The sequence below is a fragment of the Flavobacterium frigidum genome (genome assembly GCF_048286795.2).
The window spans coordinates 105,645-129,130 of record NZ_JBLVPT020000007.1 but is presented as its reverse complement, the minus strand read 5'-3'; the positions used below and the strand labels follow the sequence as shown (position 1 = coordinate 129,130).

The 23,486-nt window shown below is 34.6% G+C and carries 18 protein-coding genes; 6 read left to right on the top strand and 12 right to left on the bottom strand.

What is annotated here, in order from left to right; all coding sequences use genetic code 11:
• Positions 1–49 precede the first annotated feature (49 nt).
• From ACNQGB_RS09500 to ACNQGB_RS09485, 4 genes are all read left to right on the top strand, one after another.
• Positions 50–655 carry an OmpH/Skp family outer membrane protein gene (locus tag ACNQGB_RS09500; RefSeq protein WP_417946329.1) on the top strand — a complete coding sequence of 202 codons (606 nt, stop codon included), beginning with the start codon at positions 50–52 and terminating at the stop codon, positions 653–655.
• Positions 656–1,019: 364 nt separating this feature from the next.
• Positions 1,020–3,287: a helix-turn-helix domain-containing protein gene (locus ACNQGB_RS09495; RefSeq protein ID WP_417946318.1), complete on the top strand. Its 2,268-nt coding sequence runs from the start codon at positions 1,020–1,022 to the stop codon at positions 3,285–3,287.
• 234 nt (positions 3,288–3,521) lie between these two features.
• Positions 3,522–4,949: a hypothetical protein gene (locus tag ACNQGB_RS09490; protein ID WP_417946316.1), complete on the top strand. Its 1,428-nt coding sequence runs from the start codon at positions 3,522–3,524 to the stop codon at positions 4,947–4,949.
• Positions 4,950–5,172: 223 nt separating this feature from the next.
• Complete coding sequence (locus tag ACNQGB_RS09485; protein ID WP_417946314.1) at positions 5,173–5,640, top strand: hypothetical protein; 468 nt, start codon at positions 5,173–5,175, stop codon at positions 5,638–5,640.
• An 82-nt stretch (positions 5,641–5,722) separates the two neighbouring features.
• Here ACNQGB_RS09485 and ACNQGB_RS09480 read toward each other — a convergent pair whose 3' ends face one another.
• Positions 5,723–6,670 (bottom strand): HU domain-containing protein, encoded by a 948-nt coding sequence (locus ACNQGB_RS09480; protein WP_417946313.1) that lies wholly within the window; start codon positions 6,668–6,670, stop codon positions 5,723–5,725.
• 102 nt (positions 6,671–6,772) lie between these two features.
• Here ACNQGB_RS09480 and dprA point away from each other — a divergent pair, with 102 nt between their 5' ends.
• Complete coding sequence (gene dprA / locus ACNQGB_RS09475; protein WP_417946312.1) at positions 6,773–7,873, top strand: DNA-processing protein DprA; 1,101 nt, start codon at positions 6,773–6,775, stop codon at positions 7,871–7,873.
• 850 nt (positions 7,874–8,723) lie between these two features.
• Here dprA and ACNQGB_RS09470 read toward each other — a convergent pair.
• The 4 genes from ACNQGB_RS09470 to trpS form a co-directional block, all read right to left on the bottom strand.
• On the bottom strand, positions 8,724–9,413 hold the full coding sequence (locus ACNQGB_RS09470; RefSeq protein WP_417946310.1) for a glycoside hydrolase family 78 protein: 690 nt from the start codon (positions 9,411–9,413) through the stop codon (positions 8,724–8,726).
• 4 nt (positions 9,414–9,417) lie between these two features.
• Positions 9,418–12,771 (bottom strand): T9SS type A sorting domain-containing protein, encoded by a 3,354-nt coding sequence (locus ACNQGB_RS09465; protein WP_417946308.1) that lies wholly within the window; start codon positions 12,769–12,771, stop codon positions 9,418–9,420.
• Positions 12,772–13,639: 868 nt separating this feature from the next.
• A complete protein-coding gene (locus ACNQGB_RS09460; protein ID WP_417946306.1) occupies positions 13,640–14,704 on the bottom strand; it encodes an ice-binding family protein in 1,065 nt (354 codons plus the stop codon).
• A gap of 638 nt (positions 14,705–15,342) precedes the next feature.
• Positions 15,343–16,317, bottom strand: coding sequence for a tryptophan--tRNA ligase (gene trpS, locus ACNQGB_RS09455; protein ID WP_417978234.1), 975 nt, complete (start codon positions 16,315–16,317; stop codon positions 15,343–15,345).
• Positions 16,318–16,454: 137 nt separating this feature from the next.
• On the opposite strand from trpS, the gene ACNQGB_RS09450 reads away from it, so the two are divergent.
• Positions 16,455–17,216, top strand: coding sequence for a lysophospholipid acyltransferase family protein (locus ACNQGB_RS09450; RefSeq protein ID WP_417947298.1), 762 nt, complete (start codon positions 16,455–16,457; stop codon positions 17,214–17,216).
• Here the strand turns inward: ACNQGB_RS09450 and ACNQGB_RS09445 are convergent.
• The 7 genes from ACNQGB_RS09445 to ACNQGB_RS09415 form a co-directional block, all read right to left on the bottom strand.
• Positions 17,200–18,612, bottom strand: a complete 1,413-nt coding sequence (locus ACNQGB_RS09445) for a hypothetical protein (protein WP_417947297.1) — start codon at positions 18,610–18,612, stop codon at positions 17,200–17,202. The genes ACNQGB_RS09450 and ACNQGB_RS09445 overlap by 17 nt on opposite strands.
• Positions 18,609–19,151 (bottom strand): RNA polymerase sigma factor, encoded by a 543-nt coding sequence (locus ACNQGB_RS09440; protein WP_417947295.1) that lies wholly within the window; start codon positions 19,149–19,151, stop codon positions 18,609–18,611. The genes ACNQGB_RS09445 and ACNQGB_RS09440 overlap by 4 nt, the downstream gene beginning before the upstream one ends.
• A 17-nt stretch (positions 19,152–19,168) precedes the next feature.
• Entirely contained in the window at positions 19,169–19,579 is a 411-nt protein-coding gene (locus ACNQGB_RS09435) for a hypothetical protein (RefSeq protein WP_417947294.1), read from the bottom strand.
• 131 nt (positions 19,580–19,710) lie between these two features.
• Positions 19,711–20,718 carry a recombinase RecA gene (recA, locus tag ACNQGB_RS09430; protein ID WP_035674074.1) on the bottom strand — a complete coding sequence of 336 codons (1,008 nt, stop codon included), beginning with the start codon at positions 20,716–20,718 and terminating at the stop codon, positions 19,711–19,713.
• A 189-nt stretch (positions 20,719–20,907) separates the two neighbouring features.
• Positions 20,908–21,417 (bottom strand): acyl-CoA thioesterase, encoded by a 510-nt coding sequence (locus ACNQGB_RS09425; RefSeq protein WP_417968288.1) that lies wholly within the window; start codon positions 21,415–21,417, stop codon positions 20,908–20,910.
• Positions 21,418–21,462: 45 nt separating this feature from the next.
• The gene (locus tag ACNQGB_RS09420) at positions 21,463–21,846 is read right to left on the bottom strand and encodes a DoxX family membrane protein (protein WP_417947369.1); all 384 of its coding nucleotides are present in this window, start codon (positions 21,844–21,846) and stop codon (positions 21,463–21,465) included.
• A 4-nt stretch (positions 21,847–21,850) separates the two neighbouring features.
• A complete protein-coding gene (locus tag ACNQGB_RS09415) occupies positions 21,851–22,999 on the bottom strand; it encodes a DNA polymerase III subunit (protein WP_417947368.1) in 1,149 nt (382 codons plus the stop codon).
• Positions 23,000–23,486: the final 487 nt, after the last annotated feature.

The following is a 23,486-nucleotide window of genomic DNA, read 5'->3' as shown; positions in this document are numbered from 1 at the left end:
TATTTTTGTCCATATTACTCAAAATTAGAAATTCAATAAAATGAAATCAATGATCTACGAATACCAAAAAAGCAATTTTAAAAATAAAAGTAAAAAAGCATTAGTGTTACTTGCATTATCAATTTCGATTGTTGCTTGTAACAAACCTGTCGAAGCAGTTAAAGAAGTAAAAACCGCTTACATCGACACTTCAGAATTGATGGAAGAATATACAGAGGCAAAAGATCTTGAAGCAAAATACAAAGCAAAATCTGAAGAGAAAGGTAAACAGCTAGAAGCTGAAATTAATCGTTTCAAACAAGAAGCTGCCAACTTTCAAGCACAAGCACAAGCAAACGGTCAAGCTTGGGCGCAGCAAAAAGGGGCTGAATTACAAAAAAGAGAGCAACAATTGAGCTATGCACAACAAGCAATATCTCAAGAACTGCAATTGGAGAGAGGAAAAGAAACTGATTCATTAGTTTCAGGAGTCAAAAAATTTATCAAAGCATACGGTAAAGAAAAAGGATATGCGTACATCTACGGTACAGGTGACGCGGCTTCAATTCTATATGCTGAAGATAAATTTGATATCACAAAAGAAATCATCAAAGCCTTGAACGACAAATACAAAGCACCTGCTAAAACAGAAGAAAAAGCAGAAGCTAAAAAATAATTTTTTATATTAATTCAAAAAATTGCCTTCGTCTATCCTTAGATTGAAGGCAATTTTTTTGAAGCTTTTTACTTCGTCAGTTCGCTTCGCTCGTGTCCCGCTATCCGCTGTAGACGTAGTTCACTGAACACCAATAAAATAAATGTACAATGGAGTAATCTCTCGTATATAAAGTGTGTTTTCTTACCCTTCGAAGAAGCTTCCGTTGGTCGCTCTTTTCTGGCTATAAAAAAATCACTTTCTAAGTCTCGAGGATTTCCGCTACTATCACGGCTAAAAAAAACAATTCATCAGACAAATAGTTTCTTCAACTATAAAATGTATTCCTAAAATTCAATACTTTAGCTTTATATATACACGCCAAATGCAAACTATTTCAGAAGCCGCCGCTTATACCTTACAATTCATCAATCAAACCCATCGATCCGTTTTCCTTACCGGGAAAGCAGGAACGGGAAAAACCACACTTTTACGGGAAATTATTCAAACCACACACAAGAATACGGTTGTTGTGGCGCCAACAGGAATTGCGGCTTTAAATGCTGGAGGAGTTACGATTCACTCCATGTTTCAATTGCCGTTTGGAGGATTTATTCCAGATAATTCATCGCCTCAATTTTCTGAAAGTACTAAATTTGAAACCAAAGCTACTTTGCGTAGGCATTTCAAAATGAGCGGTTTGAAGAAATCAGTGATTCGTAATATGGAATTATTGATTATTGATGAAGTAAGTATGCTTCGTGCAGATCTACTGGATGCTATGGATTATATGATGCAAACCGTTCGTAAAAAAAGCACTGCTTTTGGTGGTGTTCAAGTGTTGTATATTGGCGATTTATTGCAGTTGCCACCGGTAATTCGGGACGAAGAATGGCGTACGCTGAAAAGTTATTACAAAGGAAAATTCTTTTTCCATTCGCACGTGGTGCAACAACATCCGCCATTATACATTGAATTATCCAAGATTTTTCGTCAAACTGACGATACGTTTATTTCGGTTTTGAATAATCTGCGCAACAACCAGATTTCTCAGCAAGACATTCAAACGTTAAACCAATATGTAAAACCCGACTTTGACTTAAAAGCCAACAAAGGATACATTACATTAACCACGCACAACAACAAAGCCGATTCGATGAATGCGCAAGCTTTAGAAGATTTGGAAGGGAAGTTAGTTACGTATCAACCAGTTATTACAGGCGATTTCCCCGATAAGATTTTCCCCGTGGAACAAGAACTGAAATTGAAAGTAGGTGCCCAAATTATGTTTGTGAAAAACGATTTGTCCTTTGATAAACATTATTTCAACGGAAAAATGGGTGTTATCAAATCCTTGGGAAGTCAAGAGATTTTGGTTCATTTTCCCGAAGAAAACAAAACTATAGAAGTCGAAAAATACGAATGGCAAAACATTCGTTACAAAGTAGATCCAGCCACCAAGGAAATTGAAGAAGAGGTTTTGGGAACTTTTGTGCATTATCCCATCAAATTAGCTTGGGCCATAACCGTTCATAAAAGCCAGGGATTGACATTTGATAAAGCTGCGCTTGATGTTTCGCAAGTTTTCCTGCCGGGACAAGCATATGTCGCATTATCACGTTTGCGCTCGTTAGAAGGGCTTATTTTGCTTTCTCCGTTGCGCATGAACGGCATTTCAAACGATCAGGATGTGATGGATTATTCGTTGAACAAAGCTTCGGATTCATTTTTAGCCAATGCCTTGCATTTTGAAACCAAGAATTTTATCCATAACTATCTGATCAATACGTTTGATTGGAGCGAATTGGCACAGGAGTGGCGCAATCACCGATTCAGTTACAACGAAAGTTCTGAAGTTTCCGGGAAATCGAAACATGCGCTATGGGCCAAAAAGCAAAACGAAGTTATCGAACACCTTTTGGATCCATCCAGAAAATTCATAGGACAATTGAATAAGCTTTTTGCTCCTGAAACCGTCGACTTAAATCATGTTTCGGAACGCATTCAGGCCGCTTTTAGTTATTTCATGAAACCAATGGACTACCTAGTATTTGAAATCCTTTGGAAAATCGAAGAAGTAAAACGCATCAAAAAGGCAAAGATGTTTTACGAAGAATTGATAGTTTTAGAAGAGGTACAAACCAAAGCCGTGTTGCGATTAATGAAGGCAAAATTATTGATAGAAACCGTGGTTGCGGGCCAAACCATTTCGAAAGAAAAATTGACCTCCTCAGAAATAAAAAATTACATCAGCCGCAAAACGGAAGCGATTCAAAATCAATTCAAAGAACTCAACATTACTTTGATAGATGATGAGAAAGACGTGGAACGCTACACTTCAAAAAAATCAAAAACTGCATTGCCAAAAAAATCAACGGTGCAAGAAACCTACGAATTGTGGGTCGAAAAGAAATCCATTGATGAGATTGCGACCATTAGAGTATTGACCAAACAAACCATTTATTCGCATTTTGTAAAGTTGATACAAACCAAAGCAGTAGCCATTTCAGAAGTTTTACCAGCAGATAAAATGCAGGATTTAACCGTCGCTTTTAAGGGGTATCGCGAAGAATCACTCAATGGGTTAATAGAAAAACACGGTCAAAAATTCTCTTGGGAAGAAGCGAGGATGTACAAAGCGAGTTTGAATTAAAAATTAAAGCGTTGAGATTTAGCAAAAAAACTATTTATCTGATAGGTTCTCCATGTTTAAATATTTTATTAATGTAAAAGTAAAAAACCTGCAATTTTTTTGAAATTTTAACACTAAAATTGTTATAATTATAAATTATAAATTTGACCATTATAGATTTCTAATTTTTATTACTCAATAGGAATTTTGATAAAATCTACATAAGAAATTATTTATTAATTATATTATAAACGTATGAAAACAAAATCAACTAAATTATTAGCTTTTGGAATTGCTTTAAGTTTGCTGAATTTTAATTGTTCTTCCGAAATGGATATTAATTCAGAAAATTCAGGAGCAATATCAAATTCGACTTCTACTTTAAAAACATCTTCTTTAAAAAGTTCAAATAAGTTAAAATTTAAGAAAGAAACTTCTTTATTGATAGGGAGATTACTTTCAAAAAAAGAAGTTAGAGATGAAGTTCTATTTGAAATGAAAAATGTGAGTACTGATGGTGAGGTGGTAAGCTTTGGATATTTGTTAGGTAAAAATAAAGGAATCAGAAAAAATGAAAAAGGAAAATTAACTTCTAAATTATCTAAAAAGAGAAATTTATTTTCTCAATCCTTGGCAAAGGAATTGGAAGATAATAAAGAAGATTATGTGGAAATTAGAGAATTAATTTCTAAGGGTAAAAATCAAGCATCAACAAATAGATTGTCTATTATACAAGATCCGTATTTAGACGACCCATTTTCAAGTGGAGATTTGCAAATATACTCTCCTTATATAGAAGTTAATGGATATTCATCAATTACCTATGATACCTTTTATACTTCTGAAGAGATGGAAGATGGTACTCCTACAAATTCCGGTTATTATTTTAATGGTTATTATGATACTTACATATCTAGCATGGATAATAATTTTATAGATTCTAACCCAAGTTTTATTATATCAACTATTGATGAATGTGACTTAGAAGGAGGAGTATGTACAACAGTAGAATTAGTAGCTGCTGGAATACCACCACCATTGCCTACTGGGCCTATTTTATTAACTTATAGTGTAGACCATAGCAATATACCGGATGCAGATATTATAACATCACGAATACCGATGATAAAAATAAACGGAACAGATTGGATGGGATTTGGGGGTACACATCAACATTTGAGAATTTTTAGGGGGAGTTATGAAGGAGGTATGACTCAAAATGTTGATGGGACGATTGCGGTAACGGGTCTAAAATATCAAATAGGTGAAGATTTTAGAACTAAAAGAAAAAATGCAAGGAAGGAAAATTGGATAACATTTGATAGAGAATTTGATCCTGACTGGAATCAATCGGAAAACACGCAGCAGTTAGCGGTTTTTTCTCTTCATAAATGGCGAGCTACTAAAGAAATTTCTGCGGGTGTAAAATATGGTCTAAAGAAAAATGATAAAGGAGGATGGGAAAGTACACCTGAAGCGACAGGTGCTGCGAGCGTTAAATTTAGCTCTGGGTCGTCTATATTTAGAGCAAATACAGAATTGCCTCGAAGACAAGTGTTATCTTCGATTACTGGCGGTGGTTCGACAGGGCAAACCTATTCCGATGGAGATGTATTATATAATGTAAAATCGATAGGAATAGTGGATTATTATTATAAACATTGGTTCACAGATTTGCAATAAATTTAACAAGTAAGAGGCATTTTGCCTCTTGCTTATTTTAATATATACAATGAAAAAAATTTTTTTTATATCACTTTGGCTGTGTAGTTTTTTTGCTTTTGCGCAAGAAAAGAACAAAGTCTTTATTAATTCAGGACTGAGCATTTATCCGAATATGAAGGAGAACCTAATAAATTTCAATATTTCAGTCAGTTACCATAGGCAGAAGAATGAAAAATGGTCTATGGAATATTATTTTTTATATTCTCAAAACGATTACTTCCCCAGTTTTTACAGTAATGAAAAAGAATTGGATCGATTTATATTAACTGGGAATCCTGAGACAATTTTTGAAGAAACCGAATGGGATTATGTGAAAAATCATGAAATAGGAGCTAAAATTCATTATTCCATTTACAAGAATAGGAAAATTAACCTATCCTTCAACATGGGGTTGGGAATTATTGCATATAAAGACAAATTATTTCGACTTTCATCGATTCAGGTAGATGATAATAATGTCATTTATTCATTTAGTTGGATTGAAGTTAAAGCTGGAGATTATGGTTATACCGCTGGCATATTTCCTGGTATACATGCAGATTATAAAGCAGGTAAAAGTTTTCTTATCGCCTTAGACGGTGGCTATCATAAAACGATAGATAACTTTAGTTTTTGGAATTTTTCTATTGGGATAGGCAGGAATTTTTAAAAATTGAAACGCTGTTTCAAAATTTTTCAAACAGCGTTTTTTAATAGTTTTCTTTCTAAAACTATGTTATATATAAATGTAATTACAAAGATTCAATCAATATCCAAGCCTCTGGATTGTGCTTTATATTGATTTCTTTTTTCGCTTTTTCAGCTTCAGCAAATGTGGCATAACTACCATATAAAACGGGATAATAACCGTTTTTGTTCGGCGCGATTCGTTTAGCATCATATCCTAAACGATTTAAAATTCGCAAGGTTTTATCAGCGTTTTTTTCTTCTCTGTAAACTCCAGCCATAATGTGATAGGGCATTTTTGCTTCCGTAGTCGATTTTACAGCAAGTGTCACCGCAGGAACCGGGCTTTCGATAAAGAAAGTGGCCTGCTGAATTTTATTTTGAACTTGTTTTTGAACAGCAGTTTCAACCAACAACGTTTCTGAGGCGATTTGGTTTTGATACATTGGATAACCGACACTTCCTGCAATTCCTAATCCTAATACAAAAATAGCGGCGTATTTTAAGTAAGAATTTGTAGTTCTGGTTTCTTCAGGAATTAATGTAATTGTTGCTTTTTCTTCAATTGCCTCTATCTCTTTTTCGAAAATTTCTCTTTTTACAAGTGGAGAAACAAAAGGTGCCAACCCAAAAGAACTGGTCAAATAATTGGTTTGATCGTACGGAGTAAAAACAATATTTTTATCAGCGTTTAAACGAAGTTCGCCCACATTTTTTATTGTAATATTTTGGTTCTCTTCGAATGTTTTTTTCCAAATAAAAACTTCGTATTGAATTTTACTAACAGCATATTCATAAGATGTCTTTTCAGCTAAAGCAATATGATTGGCTAAAAGACCATCATTGTTTTTTAGATTAGCATTAAAGGCAATTCTTTTTGTAGGAGGAGAAAACGAATGCGTACTCTCATTAAGTGCTGCCGACTTGATTTCGGTCAAAAAAGCTCCGAAACCTGGCACGGTAACACATTGGTAACGGTACAAAAGCTGTGCGATATATAGTTCGATTTTCATACTTACAAAGTTATACAACCAAAATAGTTATCAAAATTTTATTCACAATTTTTATTAACAATCCGCATAAAAATTTATACATTTCACGTTCAAATAATTAGCATGAAGGAACAGGATTTATTTTATTTATTGGCATTACAAAGAATAGAAGGCGTGGGCGATATTATGGCCAAAAAACTGCTCACGCATTGTGGTTCGGCCGAAGCGGTCTTTACTACAAAGGCTTCAGCGCTAGCGGCTATTGACGGAATTGGTAGTGTGCTGCTGAAAAATTTAAGAGATAAATCCGTTTTCGAAAAAGCAACTCAAGAACTGGAATTTATAAAATCGAATGAAATCAATGCAGTTTATTTTCTGGACGAAGATTATCCGGAACGGTTAAAACAGTGTATTGATGGTCCACTTTTATTATTCACCTCCGGAAATATCAATTTAAAAAACAGACGAATCATTAGCATTGTAGGAACGCGGCAAATTACCTCGTATGGAACGGAATTTTGCCGAAAACTGATCGAAGATTTAGCACCGCTTGATCCTATAATCGTGAGTGGTTTTGCTTATGGTGTTGATATTGTTGCGCACCAACTGGCAATGGAACATAATTTACAGACGATAGGAGTGGTGGCGCATGGTTTAAACCAAATTTACCCGAAAACCCATAAAAAATATGTAGCGAAAGTGGAGCAGAACGGTGGTTTTATGACCGAGTTTTGGAGTTCATCCAATCCAGATAAAGAAAATTTCGTTAGAAGAAACAGAATTGTTGCAGGAATGTCCGAAGCGACCATCGTAATCGAATCAGCCGATAGAGGCGGTTCCTTAATCACGGCAAATATGGCAAATGATTACAACCGCGATGTATTTGCAGTTCCAGGCCGTGTTACCGATAAGTACAGTCAAGGTTGCAACAACCTGATAAAAACCCAAAAAGCAAATGTATTGACTGGTGCCGCTGATTTGATATATATATTGAATTGGGATATTCAAAAGGAATTTAAACCCGTACAGAAACAACTCTTTGTAAGCCTTGACGATGACGAGCAAAAAGTCTACGATTACCTCCTTAAAACCGGAAAAGAATTGATGGATATTATTGCTTTGCGCTGTGATTTCCCTATTTACAAAATCTCAGGAATGCTTCTAAATATGGAGTTAAAAGGCGTTATAAGGCCATTACCAGGCAAATTATTCGAAGCAATATAAATGCGACAATCGAGGGTTTTTTGTTAAAACAGCACCTTAAAAACAGCGTTAATTTTTTTAAAGGTTATTGCAGAAGTATGTCCATAGAAATCATGCAGGTGTTTTTTTAGGAGCAGCACATTTTTTGCATAGCACCCGAGTTGTCCCGCTGTACGTTTCAATCTCTTATGCCGAACCCCGTCACAAGAGGATTTTCACTACCATCTGGGCTAGGTGAGAACGGTTTGTTTTCATAACAAAAAAACAGGACTACCGTTTTGTAATACTGCTAGTTGAATTATTCGTTTTGCAAGCACCGCGTTTTGTTTAGACCTAACAGTTTTTTAAAACCTGTTAGGTCTAAGTCCTTATTCAACTCAGGATTTTGCAATTGGTGCACACTAGAATAGGAAACAAAAAACAAATTTAAATACTTCATTTAAAATAACTTAAAAGCTTCAAAAAATGAATCTTCTTTCTTTCAAGAAAATCTATAACCTTTTAAAGAATATAACTCAGTGACCTGTTTTGTTTGTACAACTTTGTGGGTACGAAATGCAATTCCTCGCTATCGTAAGTAGAGACATATCCTCGCGATCGGGTTTGCTCCCCGCTAAATAAAAACTACCGCTAAAAAGTCTTGTTTTTCTAAATCGGGAGATGCCACTTCTATCGGTGCTAGGAGAGAACTTTTTGTTTTCATAACCTCAAACAGCAACTTGGTTTTGTGAACATCTAACAGGTTCTTAAAACCTGTTAGTTATTATTTGTTAAGCACTACTATGAGTTATAAACACTATTCCAATAAATAAAAAGCCCCGTTTTCTTTTTACTGAAAACGGGGCTTAATAATATTAAAAGCTGGAAAGTATTAATTGGTTTTAAATTTCCAAATTTGTCCAGTAGTTTCTCCACCTTTGTTGTCTTTGACTACTATTTTCCAATAATATTCTTTGCTAGATTCTAAGGTAACATCAAATGATTTTGAAGTACTATTTTCCTTGATTTTTGTCGTAGGATTTGCGCTAGTTCCAAAATAGATGTCATAGGTTAAAACATCAGTAGCATCAACATCAGTAGCGTTCCATTTTAATGTAGTGGTTGAAGTATTCAATACCACATTTTGAGTAGGTGCAACTAACTCAGGCACAAACGGAAGGTGGTTAATTACTGCATCTCCTGAGGTGTAAAACTTATAGGTTGAGGAATACGAACTAGAAAGACCTTTACTGTCTGTAGATTTAACTCTCCAGTAATAAGCCGTATTTTTTTCTAGATCGATGCTCTTAGTTAAGCCTTGAATATCTTCAGTTTTTACTATTTGAGTGAACTGGTTGTCTTTGGCTACTTGCAATTGATAGGTAATAGCATCGTTATTAACATCGGTTGCTGGTTTCCATTCAAACACAACCGATGTGCTTAAACAAAGTTTATTATCGTCTGGCGCAGTTAAACCAGGAGTAGTTGGAGCCGAATTTTTAACTTCTGGTTCGTCACCACCACCACTACTACAAGCAGCAATCATAAGTCCTGCTATGGATAGATATAGAAAACGTTTCATTTTTTTATTTTTTAATAATTTTAATAAGTTGAGGAGTACCAAGCTCCACTTTAGTCATATAAATCCCAGCTGGTTGATCGTCTAATGAGAGTTGTACTTTTCCATTTCCAACACTGTATTTTTTGTTGGAGATCAATTTACCTTCTAAAGTAAAAATACTGATACTAACTTCCTTGTTTGTTGTTGGTATTTCTATTTCAAAAGCTCCTGAAGTCGGATTAGGAAATGCAGAGAATATTCCATCTAGTGCTGAAATTTCTTTCGCATAAATCCCTTCACAGGCTTTGGCCGTTTTTACTTCCAGTAAACCACTAGTTTTTGCATCTACAGTAAAAGAAGTAGCATTGGTTTCAAATTGTTCCACTCCGTTCAAGAAAACTGTATAAGGAGCTGTTCCTGTTGCAATTTCAACTGCTATTTTTTCTGCTACCTTACTTGATTTTCCTGTGATATTCGCTCCTTTTGGAATATTTATAGTAAAGATTTGCTCAAAAGTTTCACCAGGGATAGTGATTGTAACGTTGTATGATCCTGGAGCTAGATTGGTTACTTTTAAACTGTTATTGGTAAATGTATAAGAAGTTGCATTTATTGTCGCTTTATATCCATAAGCTACTGTTGCAGTAATATTTATTTCGCCATTGTTTGTATTAAGGCAAGTTTCACCTTTTGATTCAATTGCGAAATTGTTTGAAGGTAAAAAGGAACATTCCGTGTTAAATGTTGCCCAACTGTCTTTATAAGTTGTCCATTTTGAATTTGAATATGTAACGTCATCAACAAGGATACAGTTGAGATTTGGATTGTTTCTAAAAATCATAAACTCGTCCATTTTAGAATTGTTCCCATTCTTTAAGTTTAATTTTACTAATTTATTACTACCACAAGTAAGTTGTAATAAATTTGAATTCTTAGACACATCAAGGTTTGTCAATTGATTAGAACCACAATATAATCTTTCTAAAGTTGAATTTTTAGAAACATCTAGACTTGTTAATTGATTACCATCGATGCTTAAATGTTTTAAAGTAATTTTTTGTGACAGATCGATACTTTTTAATTGATTAAAGTCGCAAATAAGAGCTTCTAAAACTGGGTATTTCGAAAGATCTATGCTTGTTAGTTTATTAGCTTCGCAGGAGAGTATTTTCAAAAGTGTATTTGCAGAAAAATCAATACTGGTTAAGGCATTTCTATCAACATCTATGTACCATAAATTTTTGTTTTTAGATACATCAAGTCCAACTACTTTTTCATTGTAGCTAAAATCTAAGTATTCTAAAGCAAGGTTTTGAGAAAGATCTATACTAGTTAATAATCCCTGTTGCAAAGTATAATAGGGAGCTTGGCTAGAGCCAGCCGCAATCAAGCGAGTGAGTGCTTTATTTTTATTTACATTCAAGATTGTTAGCCTATTAGCAGAACAGTTAAGTTCATTTAAAGCTATATTTTGAGAAAGATCTATATTTGTTAAGCTATTATAAGAAAAGTTAAGCTTTGTTAAAGCCGTATTTTGAGAAAGATCTAAACTCGTTATTTTATTATATTCACAATACAATTCGCTTAAAAATAAGTTTTTAGCAACATCTAAAGAGGCTAGTTTGCTTTGATTGCAATCAAACACTTTTAGTAATAAATTTTTAGAAAGATCTATGCTTGTAATTTCTTTATTATTAGGGAGTTTTAAAACTTCTAAAGAAGAAAAATCTTGAATTCCAGTTAAATCTTTAATTTTATAGTATATATTACTTGAATCATAAGTACTCAAATCTAGATTTTTAATATTTGAAATTGTACGGGTCAATACTTTTCCATCTTCAACTCCATCTATATTTAGTTTGATCAATGCTTTTTCAAAATTGATGTCTGGTATAAGAGTATATTGAGGTGTTGCGCATTGTGTATTTGTAAATTCTACATGTTGATCCTTATTAGTTGACCAATTTGTTGTTGAATAACTTACATCATCTACAATAATACAATACAAGCTAAGATTATTCTTGATAAATAAATCTGCAGGTTTTATATTGGTATTATTTCCGTTTTTTAAATTGATTTGTTCCAATCTTGGATTATAAGCACAACCTAATTTTATTAATGCGATGTTTTTAGATAAATCTAAGGTAGTTAATAGGTTTTGTTGACATTCTAATGTAGATAATTCCAGATTATTTGAAAGATCAATCGATGTTAATTTGTTAGCATAAAAGTCAAGTTCTTTTAAAGCCAAATTTTTAGAAAGATCAAGCGTGGTTAATTGGTTGCCATAACAAGAAAGAGCTGTTAAATTCACAATTTTAGAAAGGTCTAACGAGGTTATTTGGTTAGCATAACAAAAAAGTTTTTTTAAAGGCAAATATCCAGAAAGATCAAGCGTAGTTAATTGATTATAACCACAATTTAGTGTAGTTAAAGCCAAATTTTGCGAAACATCAAGCGAGGTTAATTTGTTGAAACTACATTCAAGAGTTGTTAAATTCACGTTTTTAGAAAGATCAATCGATGTTAATTTGTTATCCCAACTTATAATTTCTTTTAAAGCCACATTTTTAGAAAGATCAAGTGTGGTTAATTGATTACCGTTACAATGTAAATTAGTCAAAGCCAAATTTTTAGAAATATCTAGAATTGTTAATTTGTTACTATAACAATATAGAGTTTTTAACGATACAAAATCCTGTATTCCTTTCAAGTCTGTTATCGAACTAGAAGAAACATCCAATGAAGTGACTGATGCTATACTTGAAGTCAACACCTTACCATCCGGACTACCTGAATCATGCCCAAGTGCAATTAATCGTTTCTCAAAATTTAAATCAGGGATCAAGGTATAGGTAGCACCAATTGTCGCCACATCAACCACAGAAACATTGTCAACTAAAATTTTTGAGTTCAGCGTACCGGTTGTCCAAATATCTACTTCGATTGATTCGCTAGCGGTTGGGGTGTAGTCAAATTCTATTTTTCTCCATTCGGTGCTGGACGTTACGGCATCGGTTTTTTTGGTAATTTCTGTTTTAAAAGTGCCTGGTTGGTGATACAAACTTAGGTCAATGGCCGAGAAAGTTCCCGTAACGAGTTTGTGATACATCGTAATGCGATACGTTTTACCAGCTACAACTGGAAAAAATTCACTGTTGATGAAGTTAAAGGTACCGCTAGTAATTTGCATTTTGGTACTCGAGCTTCCATTTTGAGCAGATGAACTTTGCAATACTAATCCGCTAAAAGATCTGAACCATTTGTCTGGTTGTGAGGAGGATGTCCATTTTTCGAAGTTTCCATTGGGCACCAAATTGGTTTGGGCTTGCAAGGTAATCGTCAAAAACAAAAACATCAAAAGTAATTTTGTTTTCATAAAATATACACTGTTGATTTTTACTACAATAGTATGATATTTTTTTAAAACTTTTTGAACTTTTTATCAAATACTATGTTATGTTGGTTTTATAAGCGATTCTCTTTTCAATTTTCAAGAGCAGTTTAATTTCTAGCAATATAAATGTGCTATGTAAACACTTACTGCTTTGTTTTTCTGAACTTAATCTCAGTTGGGAATAGGTCAAATATTTATTTTATACCTAACAGATTTTTAAAACCTGTTAGGTATAAGTTTTCATATAATTTTTGGAAATCACTTTCTGCATAACTGTATTTGCATCAGAGTATTTGAGTGGGTGCGAAGTCGGAGAGATTCGCGCAGCAGCCCGCCGTCTTTAAGTACGTTTTTTTTGAATACTTCGAGCAGCTGGGGATTACTATTTTAATTCTGCTAGAAATTATGCGGGCTTAGACAATGATTTAGATGTTGTAATGTTGGATTTATTTTAGATTGTTGATGCACTGTGAGGGCACGGATTGCAAATCCGCGCTATCGTGTGCAGAGACATATTGCCAGCTGGAAATTTCAAAACAAAAAAGTAGCAATTTTACTTGTTGCTTTTTTGTTTTTATTTGTATTATTTGACTTTGATTGTGGTCACGGAATGCAATTCCGCGCTATCAATATCGAGAATACTCGTCATATCCGAGCTATCGGGCATTCACACAGTACCTAATTTTAATAACATTTTGTTCGAAAAAAATAGACTTTGGGTAGCGAAGAACCTATAAAACACGAAACAGTAGCAAAAACGTTTTCGCTACTGTTTCGTGTTTTAATTTTGTCTAATAATCTGTATCGTTTTTTTAGAACGGGACATAATTATAAATTTAATAATTTTATACTATTGTGGTTTAGTTACGATATTACCATCAAGAATAACAGCGGTTTGTGCTAAGGCGCGGCCAGTTAATGTTGCTCCCGTAGCAAGTGTAACCCCTGTCTGGGACAATATTACACCTTTAAATTGTGCGGTTGTACCGATATTCACAGTGCCTGCAACCTGCCAGAAAATATTTTTGGCTAGTGCTCCTCCGCTTAGCGTAATTTTTACTCCTGGGCTTACCGTAAGATTTCCTGCTATCTGGAATATCCAAACATCCGTTGCGCTTCCTGAAATTATCAAGTTTGTAGGCGCAGTAACCGTATTTGTCCATTTATAAAGACCCTCTGTAAGTGTTTTTCCGCCAATATTTCCAGTACCAAGTTCAGAGAAATCAGGTGAAGGGCGCCCTGCTGCATCATTATAAGCCGTTATCATATTACTTACTGCCGTTGTAAGGTTTGACGATGTTGGGCTTACCATATCTGCGGCAAATATTTTTCCTGTTACCTGTGCAGAAGTTGCGTATCCAGTGGCATTTGTTATAGAAAGCCCTGTGATATACGAGGTAGCTGCGGGACTTAATCCTAAATCACCTGTAATAGCGGAAGTAGGGTTATTGTTGATGGCGGTTTTTGCAAGGATAACATAATTACCCGCTGCTCCTAAGTCAACAGCCGAAAGACCTTGTGAATTAATTCCTGTTGTAAAGTTCCATGTGGTATTAACGGCAAGCGAAATACCTGCAGCACTTTTAGCACCTGAAGTTATAGTAGCTGAATACATCATACCTGCAGTAAAAGAAACTGAAGGTGTAAATGTGGCTGTAGTTCCTGAATAGCCAACAGTACCCAAAACCGTTTTAGTGCCTTGCTTTAAGGAAAAAGTAGTAGTATTAATTGTTGAAGGGTCCATAGTCTCACTAAATGTAATTGATATTACTTTATTGAGTGCTACATTAGTTGCATTGCTATCTGGACTTTTTGCTGTAATTGTTGGAATGGGCTGAGAGGTCGGTGTAAGAGAGTCATTGTTTTCACATCCTACAACTAGCACAACTGCTGCCAGCGTAACTGCTGAAAACATTTTTTTTATTTTAATAATTTTGTTTTGTAATTTAATCATTTTGCGTCTTATTAATTTTCGCTACTGGCGGACAGTTGTGAATAATTTTCACTTAGCAAAGATGAACACCTCTAATCTATACAAGTTACATAATATTATGAGGGAGTTGTATAATTCACACTATTTTTAGATGTTGCACCCAAAGTAAAAGAGGTATATTAAGTGAATGAGTTTCTTTTTCTACCCTTTATTTCTTTCAAATTTAAGTTTTTAATTAACCCGCTGTACGTTACAATCTCTTATGCCAAATCCCGACGCAAGAGGATTTTCACTACCATTGGGGCTAGGTGAGAACGTTTTGTTTTTAGTAAAAAAACAGGACTATCGTTTTGTAATGCTTCTGGTTGAATTATCCGTTTTGCAAGCGATACGCTTTTTTTAGACCTAACAGGTTTTTAAAACCTGTTAGGTCTAATTCGTTATACAATTCTAGTAAATTACTCCAGCTGCTCGAAGTATTCTAAAAAAACGTTCTTAAAAACTACGGGTTGCTGCGCGAACGTCTGTGACTTCGCGACATTTTATATTGTATTGCAGCGCAGATTCGCTGATTAAAAAATACTATAATCTGCGAATCAGCGGTTATTTTAGAAAGGTAATTATATTTCAAAACCCAATTTTTCGCGTACTCTACCCAACACTCCATTGGCAATAGCCGAAGCTTTTCCAGCACCTATTTTCAATAAGTCATCTACTTCAGGAAGGTTGTTCATGTAATACTTGTATTTCTCTCTTTCGGTTTTGAAAGTTTCACAAATTAATTCATACAAGGCTTGCTTAGCGTGACCGTAACCGTAATTTCCGCCAAGGTAAAGTGCTTTCATAGCTGCAATTTGTTCCTCTGTAGCCAATAAAGAATAAATAGCAAACGCATTACAAGTATCGGGATTTTTAGGATCTTCCAGTGGCGTGCTGTCGGTTTCAATACTCATGACTTGTTTGCGCAAGGATTTATCATCTAGGAATATATTAATAATATTATTGGCTGATTTGCTCATCTTTCCACCATTGGTACCTGGAATCAGCATGCTGTCTTCCTGAATTTTAGCTTCGGGAAGTACAAAGGTTTCCCCCATTTGGTGGTTAAAACGTGCTGCAACATCGCGAGTGATTTCAAGGTGTTGCAACTGGTCTTTACCTACAGGAACAAACTCGGCATCGTATAATAAAATATCGGCCGCCATTAACATTGGATACGAAAACAGTCCAGCGTTTACATCTTCCAGTCTATCGGCTTTATCTTTAAACGAATGCGCCAAGGTTAAGCGTTGAAAAGGGAAAAAACAACTCAAATACCACGACAATTCTGCTGTTTGTGGCACATCAGATTGTCTATAGAAAACCACTTTATTTACATCTAAGCCACAAGCCAACCAAGCTGCGGCAGTGCTGTAAGTATTGGTTCGTAGGGTTTCACCGTTTTTGATCTGGGTGATAGAGTGTAAATCAGCAATGAAAAGAAAGGATTCGTTTTCGGGTTTATTGGATAATGCTATTGCGGGGATAATTGCGCCAAGTAGGTTTCCTAAATGTGGTGTTCCGGTACTTTGAACGCCGGTAAGTATTTTTGCCATTATTTCTTTTTTCTTAACCGCAAAGTTCGCAAAGATTTTCGCAAAGTTCGCAACGATTGTAAAGTTTTTCTAATAGGTAGATTTCCAAAGCAAATTCTTTTATTATTATTCGCCTTCGATTTCTTACTTTTGAACCTATGAAAGGATTAAAAATTATTTTTTGGGTACTGTGGCGCGTGTGGTTTTATATTTTAATGGCCATTCCCATATTGGTTATGTTTCCTTTTTTGGTGCTGTCTATATTGACGGAAAGCGGCTATCCTTATTTTTTTAAGATGGCTCGTATTTGGGCAAAAATCATTCTTTTTGGTATGGGATTTTACTATAAAATAGATAAAGATCAAGAAATGCAGTACCAAAAAAGCTACATGATTGTGGCCAATCATACTTCAATGGCTGATATTATGTTGATGCTTGCTATAACTAGAAATCCTTTTGTTTTTGTAGGCAAAAAGGAGCTTTCAAAAATTCCTTTGTTTGGGTTTTTCTACAAAAGAACCTGCATCTTGGTTGACAGAGGGTCTACAAAAAGCAGAATGGAAGTTTTTGATCGGGCGCAAAAAAGAATCAATCAAGGGTTAAGCATTTGTATTTTTCCAGAAGGCGGAGTTCCTGATGATGAATCGATACTGTTAGATACTTTTAAAGATGGTTCATTCCGCTTAGCGATTGAACATCAAATTCCGATTGTTCCCATCACGTTTGCCGATAATAAAAAGCGATTTTCTTATACTTTTTTCAGCGGAAGCCCTGGAATTATGCGTGTCAAAATGCATGATCATATCGAAACTTTGGGCAAAACAGGCGTTGATCGCAAAGATATTCGAGAGGAAGTACGCGACATAATTTACAATCAGCTAGTTGCTTTCGATTCAAATCCAATTAAAAGCTATAACTAACCCCAGAATATAGTCCAATAAATAACGGAGTAAAGCCTCCTGAATTATTTGAAAATGTATTCACTTGGTACTTTAGCATCGGTTCTACATTGATTTGAAATGATTCTAGTATTTTGTATCTAAATCCAAGTCCTATATTCGTACTAAAATGAATCGGATTTAAATTGTTTGCTTCACCTAAATTCACGTTTGTTTCTGAGGAAACTAACGCTATTTTATTTTGACTCAAGAATAAAGTACTAAAACCACCGATTAGGTTAATGCCAAATTTTTTGTCCAATAAGGCATAGGAAACTTCCAATGGGATTTCATAATATCCCATTTTTTGATTGATAGCACCCGTATTTGTTTTTTGTAGGTCCTTTTCAAAAGGTGTTAGCGAAGTAAGCGATGCTGCATTTTTGATTTCAATCAAGGCTTTTGATGAATACCGAATATTGCTAAGGTTGTTATTGACCAGTCCCGTTGTATACACAACGTTATTCGTGTTGTACCCTAACGCCAACCTGTTAAATCCGCTTCGTAAGGCTACTTTTTTTGAAATAGCATACGTTAGTCCAATTCCAAAACTTAAGCTGTTTTCGGCTGTTTTTTGATTTTCTAAAAATTGAGGATCAATAGCAGAACCCCCCGAATTTGGATTTAAATACACCGCCGCAACATTGGGTGTAATGTGCCATTTTTTATTTGGGTTAAGCGCGACAATTTCCTTTTCGGACTCAGATTTGTTTTTAAGAATTTCTTCTAGTTCGTTTGGGGTTTTTAAGGACAGCTCAGATTGATGGGTTTCATCAAGTGCTGCAATCGATATGCGCGGGATATCTGCAGCGTCACTTTTGCCGAAAGGCAGATTTTGAGTGTTATTTTCTAGTACTTGATTATTTTGTAAACGGTTGTTGTCCCCTGCTATTGAATTAGTTTGATTTATCGGTGAATGATTTTTTTGGAAATAAACGACAACAGATTTTTGATTCTTTTCTTGGTGTGAATTGATTTTAAATTGGTCAGGCGATGTATTATTTTTTTCATTTTTTTTCGCGTTTTTAATGGTGTTCACTATAACTTGAGGAATTCTATTTATTTCTAAAGCATTGCGCTCTTTTTTTGTTGAACGAGTGGCAGAATCCTTGCTATCGAACGAATTTTTGATCACTTTAGTTTCTATAACCACATTTTTTTGCATGTCATTTGTAGTATTGGTGTACAATGCAAAGACGCCTAGAAGGAAAGTGGCCGCAATACCGGACGTTTTTATCCAAAAAGGAATACGTTTTTTGTCTTTATCTTTTTCTTTTAAAGCCAATTGAATGTTCACCCATACCTGTTCGCTCGGCTCTGATTCAAAATCTTTGAAGCGTTCTTGAAACAACCGATCTATGTTTTTCTTGTCGTTCATTGTGCCTGTGAATTTGTTTTAATTTTAGTGTGATAGTCTATTTTTTCTTTCAAAATAGCTCGGGCTCTAGCGAGATTTGATTTTGTTGTTCCAGTAGTAATTTGTAACATTTGGCCAACTTCCTTGTGAGAATAACCGTCTAGCACATAAAGGCTGAATACTAGTCTATATTGATCTGGTAACTCTTGAATAATTTGCAGTAGATAATCAATTGATATGTTTTCGTCTTCAATTTCGACATTTTCCTCAATAATAGCCTGGTTGATGACCTCCATGTAGCGAACACCTCTGAATTTTTGAAGTGCATTATTAATCATTACTTTCTTTGCCCAACCTTCAAAAGAACCTTTAAAAGTAAACTGTTCGATTTTGTCAAAAATAAGTATAAATCCATCTTGCAGATTGTCTTGGGCATCGGCATAATTGCTAGAGTATTTTAAGCAAACACCAAATAATTTCTTAGAAAATAGATGGTAAAGTTGCTCTTGTGCCTTAGGGCATTTTTTTTTACAATCAGCAATTATTTGATCTAATCCCACAGATATTGGCCTATTTGTTAGTTGGTAACGGGCACTTCTACTTCTTCAAATTGGTTGACACCATTGGCGTCCTTTCCTTTATAAAATTTAAAAATATACGAACCGGTATTGGTTACATAAAAATTAAAAGTAACTTCGGATTGTGCTGGTACAGTCTGTACGCATGCTTGATCTTTATCAACGGCAGTTTGAATAGCGATGGTTCTTGTATTCAAGTCTTTACTGTAATAAATTCCTTGATAGAAGTGGCATTCTGTAGGTCTTGTAAATTTTAATGTGATTTCGTACGTTTCTCCTAATTTAAAAGTGGTAGGAATGATGAAGCTGTCTATTGGATTGACTTCAAAGCTGTAATTGGGTTGGTCATTGTCTGCGCTACAACTTATTAAAGTCAATAAAATAAAAGTGAGTAAAATTAATTTTTTCATTTGTACTAGTTTTAAAGTTATCAGTATTCGGTTCGTTTTAAGAACTAAAAACAATTTTATTATTGGATGACTAATAATAAAAAAGGTTGCGTTGTTCATAAAAAAAACCCGAGAATATCGGGTTTTAAGGGTTATGCTTCAGCTAATTCTTTTATTCTAGCTTTAATTTTTTCTTCTAATTCATCTGCCAATTCCGGATTGTCTTTGATCAATGATTTAACAGCATCTCGGCCTTGTCCTAATTTGGTTTCGCCATAACTGAACCAAGATCCTGCTTTTTTGATGATTTCAAATTCTACAGCAAGATCTAAAATCTCTCCTGTTTTTGAAATTCCTTCACCATACATGATGTCAAATTCAGCAATTTTAAATGGTGGAGCTACTTTGTTTTTTACGACTTTTACTTTAGTTCTGTTTCCAAGTACGTTGTCACCATCTTTAATTTGAGTAGAACGACGAATATCTAAACGAACTGAGGCATAAAATTTCAATGCATTTCCTCCTGTTGTTGTTTCTGGATTTCCAAACATAACCCCAATTTTTTCTCTTAATTGGTTAATGAAGAATACCGTACAATGTGTTTTACTTATGGTTCCAGTTAATTTACGCAAGGCTTGTGACATCAAACGCGCGTGAAGACCCATTTTAGAATCTCCCATTTCTCCCTCAATTTCACTTTTAGGAGTCAAAGCTGCAACCGAGTCAATAACTACAATGTCTATGGCTCCAGAACGAATTAAATTTTCTGCGATTTCAAGGGCTTGTTCTCCATTATCAGGTTGCGAAATAATCAAGTTCTCTATATCTACACCTAATTTTTCAGCATAATTTCTATCAAATGCGTGTTCTGCATCAATAAAAGCTGCAATTCCTCCTGCTTTTTGTGCCTCGGCAATCGCGTGAAGTGTTAAGGTTGTTTTTCCAGAAGATTCCGGACCGTATATTTCAATGATTCGTCCACGTGGATATCCACCAACTCCAAGGGCTAAATCAATCCCTAAAGATCCCGATGAAATAGTTTCTACTTCTTCAATGGCTTTGTCACCCATTTTCATAACTGTTCCTTTCCCGTAGGTTTTGTCGAGTTTGTCAAGCGTGAGTTGTAGCGCTTTTAATTTGGATTCTTTTTCTGTACTCATCTTCTCTTTTACCTTTTCTTTCATCTATTTGTATTGTTTTATAACTCTAAGAAACTGACAGTAGGACTAGTTGTCCTAAAATGTCAATTGTGTAACATCATTTATTTACGTAAAAATACTTCTTTTTTTAATCAAAATTTTCTCTTTCAATAATATTTTAAATTAAAAATTACAAGTCAATAATGCGATTTAAGTGAACAAAGCTTTCAGTTCCGTTGCATCATGAGGGTTGAGTTTCCCGGCAAGCACTAAACTCAATTGTTTGCGTCTCAAGGCTGCTTCAAAACGTTGTTTTTCTAGTTCAGTTTCAGGTATTATTTGCGGTACTTCAACAGGTCTTCCCGTATCATCCACTGCGACAAAAGTATAAATAGCTTCGTTGGCTTTAGTTTTGTTTCCAGATTCACGGTCTTCTACCCAAATATCAATATAGATTTCCATCGAACTTTTGAAAGAGCGGGAAACTTTGGCTTCGACCGTAACGACACTTCCTAGTGGAATGGCTCTGTTAAATGCTACGTGATTTACAGATGCTGTTACAACTATTCTTCGGGAATGTCTTCTTGCTGCAATACTTGCCGCGCGATCCATTCGGGCTAATAATTCTCCGCCAAAAAGATTATTCAAAGGGTTTGTTTCACTTGGTAAAACTAAATCAGTGAGTATTGTTAAGGATTCAGATGGATATTTTGGATTCATATTTTTAAAATAAAAAGTAAGATATTATTATTTAAGATAATGAGTTTAGTTCAACCAATACACAGCTAGTATTGCGGGGATAAAATAAATCACAATGGTTCTTGCACCATCATAATCTTTGGCAAGGCGCTGGCCAAATAGTAACATCAATAAGGTAACACAAGAAAAAACGGCGCCGTAGAAACCAAAAACCCTTCCGTTATTGATTAATAGTTCGATACAACCGACCACACATAAAATTCCGGAAATCAATTCTAGAATTAAAATATTAGCCAAAGCTAATGGGACTTGATTTTTTAAAGGTGTCTTCGCAAAGTGGCCTTTCAACCAATCGATATTGTCTTTCCAATAAAATAGTTTGTCGTATCCAGATTGTAAAAAAGTAATGGCCAAGAAAATTAAGATTAAGATAGAGGTAATATTGTTCATTTTTTTATTTTTTATGAATTAATCGAGTGAGTTTTATAGATAAATCGGTTAAAATAATTTTGGCGTTTCCGTTGCGCTCAATGTGATACATAGCCTCCGAAAGTTCTGTAAAAATAGCATTGATATTGTTGCTATTTACAAATGGAGCAAATTTCCCAAGTTCAAATTTCTCCACTTGAGGTTCCATGTAGACTAAGCTTGGTATTTGGTAATTCAACAAAAGCGCTTGACGAAACATTTCGATACAAAAATGTAGAAATTTCTTTTGTGTTTCTCTTCCTAAACCCGCTATTTGCTCACTCCACAGAATCAAATCTTGAATTGCTGCCGCATTTCCTTTTGCTCTAAATGCCGCTCGTACCCAATCTACAAACCATTTTTCAAAAAAAACGGATTCGCTATCGGGTTGCAGTAATTGCAATGCTTTGTTGAAATTTCCCTGTGCTTGATGTGCTATTTTCAAGGCTATTTTTGGATCAATATTTTTTTTCGAAACTAATGCTTCGGCGATATTGGCTTCGGGTAATCCATTGAAATGAAGTACTTGACATCGAGAGCGAATGGTTTGAATGATATCTTCCTCGTTTTCCGAAATAAGAATGAAAACTGTTCTCTCTGTGGGTTCTTCTAATAATTTTAATAGTTTATTGGCAGCAGCGGTATTCAATTTATCTGCCATCCAGATAATCATTACTTTATACCCACCTTCATAGGATTTTAAAGCCAGTGATTTTAAAATTTCTTGCGCATCATCTACCCGGATCTCTCCTTGTTTATTTTTCACACCTAATATCTGATACCAATCAAATAAACTAGCATACGGATTTTGCTCCAGAAATTCGCGCCATTCTCTAATGAAATCGATGCTTTTTGGTTTCGTTTTTACATCTTCGGTACTTACGGTGGGGTAAATAAAATGCAAATCGGGGTGCGCTGTTTTTAGGAATTTGATGTTGCAAGCAGGGTTAGAACTATCGTTTTCTGTATTTTGATTGCTGCAAATAATATATTGCGCATAGGCTATAGCCATGGGTAAAGTGCCACTTCCTTCGGGTCCGATAAACAATTGTGCATGTGGAATTCTTCCTAGATCAGCACTTTTTGTCAAATGACTTTTAATATGTTCTTGTCCTAAAATTTCTGAAAATAGCATGAAGCAAAGATAGAAGAAAATGGTTTAGTCTAAAATTTTTATAGGGCAAAGTTTATGGACAAACAGCTTATAAAATGTCTGCTTTAATTTATGGGAATTGCTTTCATTTTTTTCTGGATTGCAATAAATTAGTGTTTTATAGAAGTAAAAACGAGTGTGAACGGCTACCTAAATTTTAGTTATTGATAAGTAACAATTTAAGTACCGATTTGACAAATTATGGTAGATTTAGACATCAATAATATAGTTTTTAAACGCTGTTTTTTTTGTTGAAAAGAGTTGAATAAAATAGTGAATAATTAGTAAAAAGAATGATGTTTTCTGCATTTATTTTTGTAATGTGTCGAGCGAGTAAGCGAATTAAATTGAAAAAAAATCGTTAAAATCAATCTAAAATCTTTAAAAACATAAGTTTATAGCTACGATTTAATGTTGCTAAACAACTAATTTCCATGTTTTTTTTCAACACCAAAATTTTAACTTTATA

Coding starts and splice junctions, on each gene's coding strand:
- ACNQGB_RS09500 (WP_417946329.1), top strand. CDS start 50: ATGATCTACGAATACCAAAAAAGCAATTTTAAAAATAAAAGTAAAAAA.
- ACNQGB_RS09495 (WP_417946318.1), top strand. CDS start 1,020: ATGCAAACTATTTCAGAAGCCGCCGCTTATACCTTACAATTCATCAAT.
- ACNQGB_RS09490 (WP_417946316.1), top strand. CDS start 3,522: ATGAAAACAAAATCAACTAAATTATTAGCTTTTGGAATTGCTTTAAGT.
- ACNQGB_RS09485 (WP_417946314.1), top strand. CDS start 5,173: ATGGAATATTATTTTTTATATTCTCAAAACGATTACTTCCCCAGTTTT.
- ACNQGB_RS09480 (WP_417946313.1), bottom strand. CDS start 6,670: ATGAAAATCGAACTATATATCGCACAGCTTTTGTACCGTTACCAATGT.
- dprA (WP_417946312.1), top strand. CDS start 6,773: ATGAAGGAACAGGATTTATTTTATTTATTGGCATTACAAAGAATAGAA.
- ACNQGB_RS09470 (WP_417946310.1), bottom strand. CDS start 9,413: ATGAAACGTTTTCTATATCTATCCATAGCAGGACTTATGATTGCTGCT.
- ACNQGB_RS09465 (WP_417946308.1), bottom strand. CDS start 12,771: ATGAAAACAAAATTACTTTTGATGTTTTTGTTTTTGACGATTACCTTG.
- ACNQGB_RS09460 (WP_417946306.1), bottom strand. CDS start 14,704: ATGTTTTCAGCAGTTACGCTGGCAGCAGTTGTGCTAGTTGTAGGATGT.
- trpS (WP_417978234.1), bottom strand. CDS start 16,317: ATGGCAAAAATACTTACCGGCGTTCAAAGTACCGGAACACCACATTTA.
- ACNQGB_RS09450 (WP_417947298.1), top strand. CDS start 16,455: ATGAAAGGATTAAAAATTATTTTTTGGGTACTGTGGCGCGTGTGGTTT.
- ACNQGB_RS09445 (WP_417947297.1), bottom strand. CDS start 18,612: ATGAACGACAAGAAAAACATAGATCGGTTGTTTCAAGAACGCTTCAAA.
- ACNQGB_RS09435 (WP_417947294.1), bottom strand. CDS start 19,579: ATGAAAAAATTAATTTTACTCACTTTTATTTTATTGACTTTAATAAGT.
- recA (WP_035674074.1), bottom strand. CDS start 20,718: ATGAGTACAGAAAAAGAATCCAAATTAAAAGCGCTACAACTCACGCTT.
- ACNQGB_RS09425 (WP_417968288.1), bottom strand. CDS start 21,417: ATGAATCCAAAATATCCATCTGAATCCTTAACAATACTCACTGATTTA.
- ACNQGB_RS09420 (WP_417947369.1), bottom strand. CDS start 21,846: ATGAACAATATTACCTCTATCTTAATCTTAATTTTCTTGGCCATTACT.
- ACNQGB_RS09415 (WP_417947368.1), bottom strand. CDS start 22,999: ATGCTATTTTCAGAAATTTTAGGACAAGAACATATTAAAAGTCATTTG.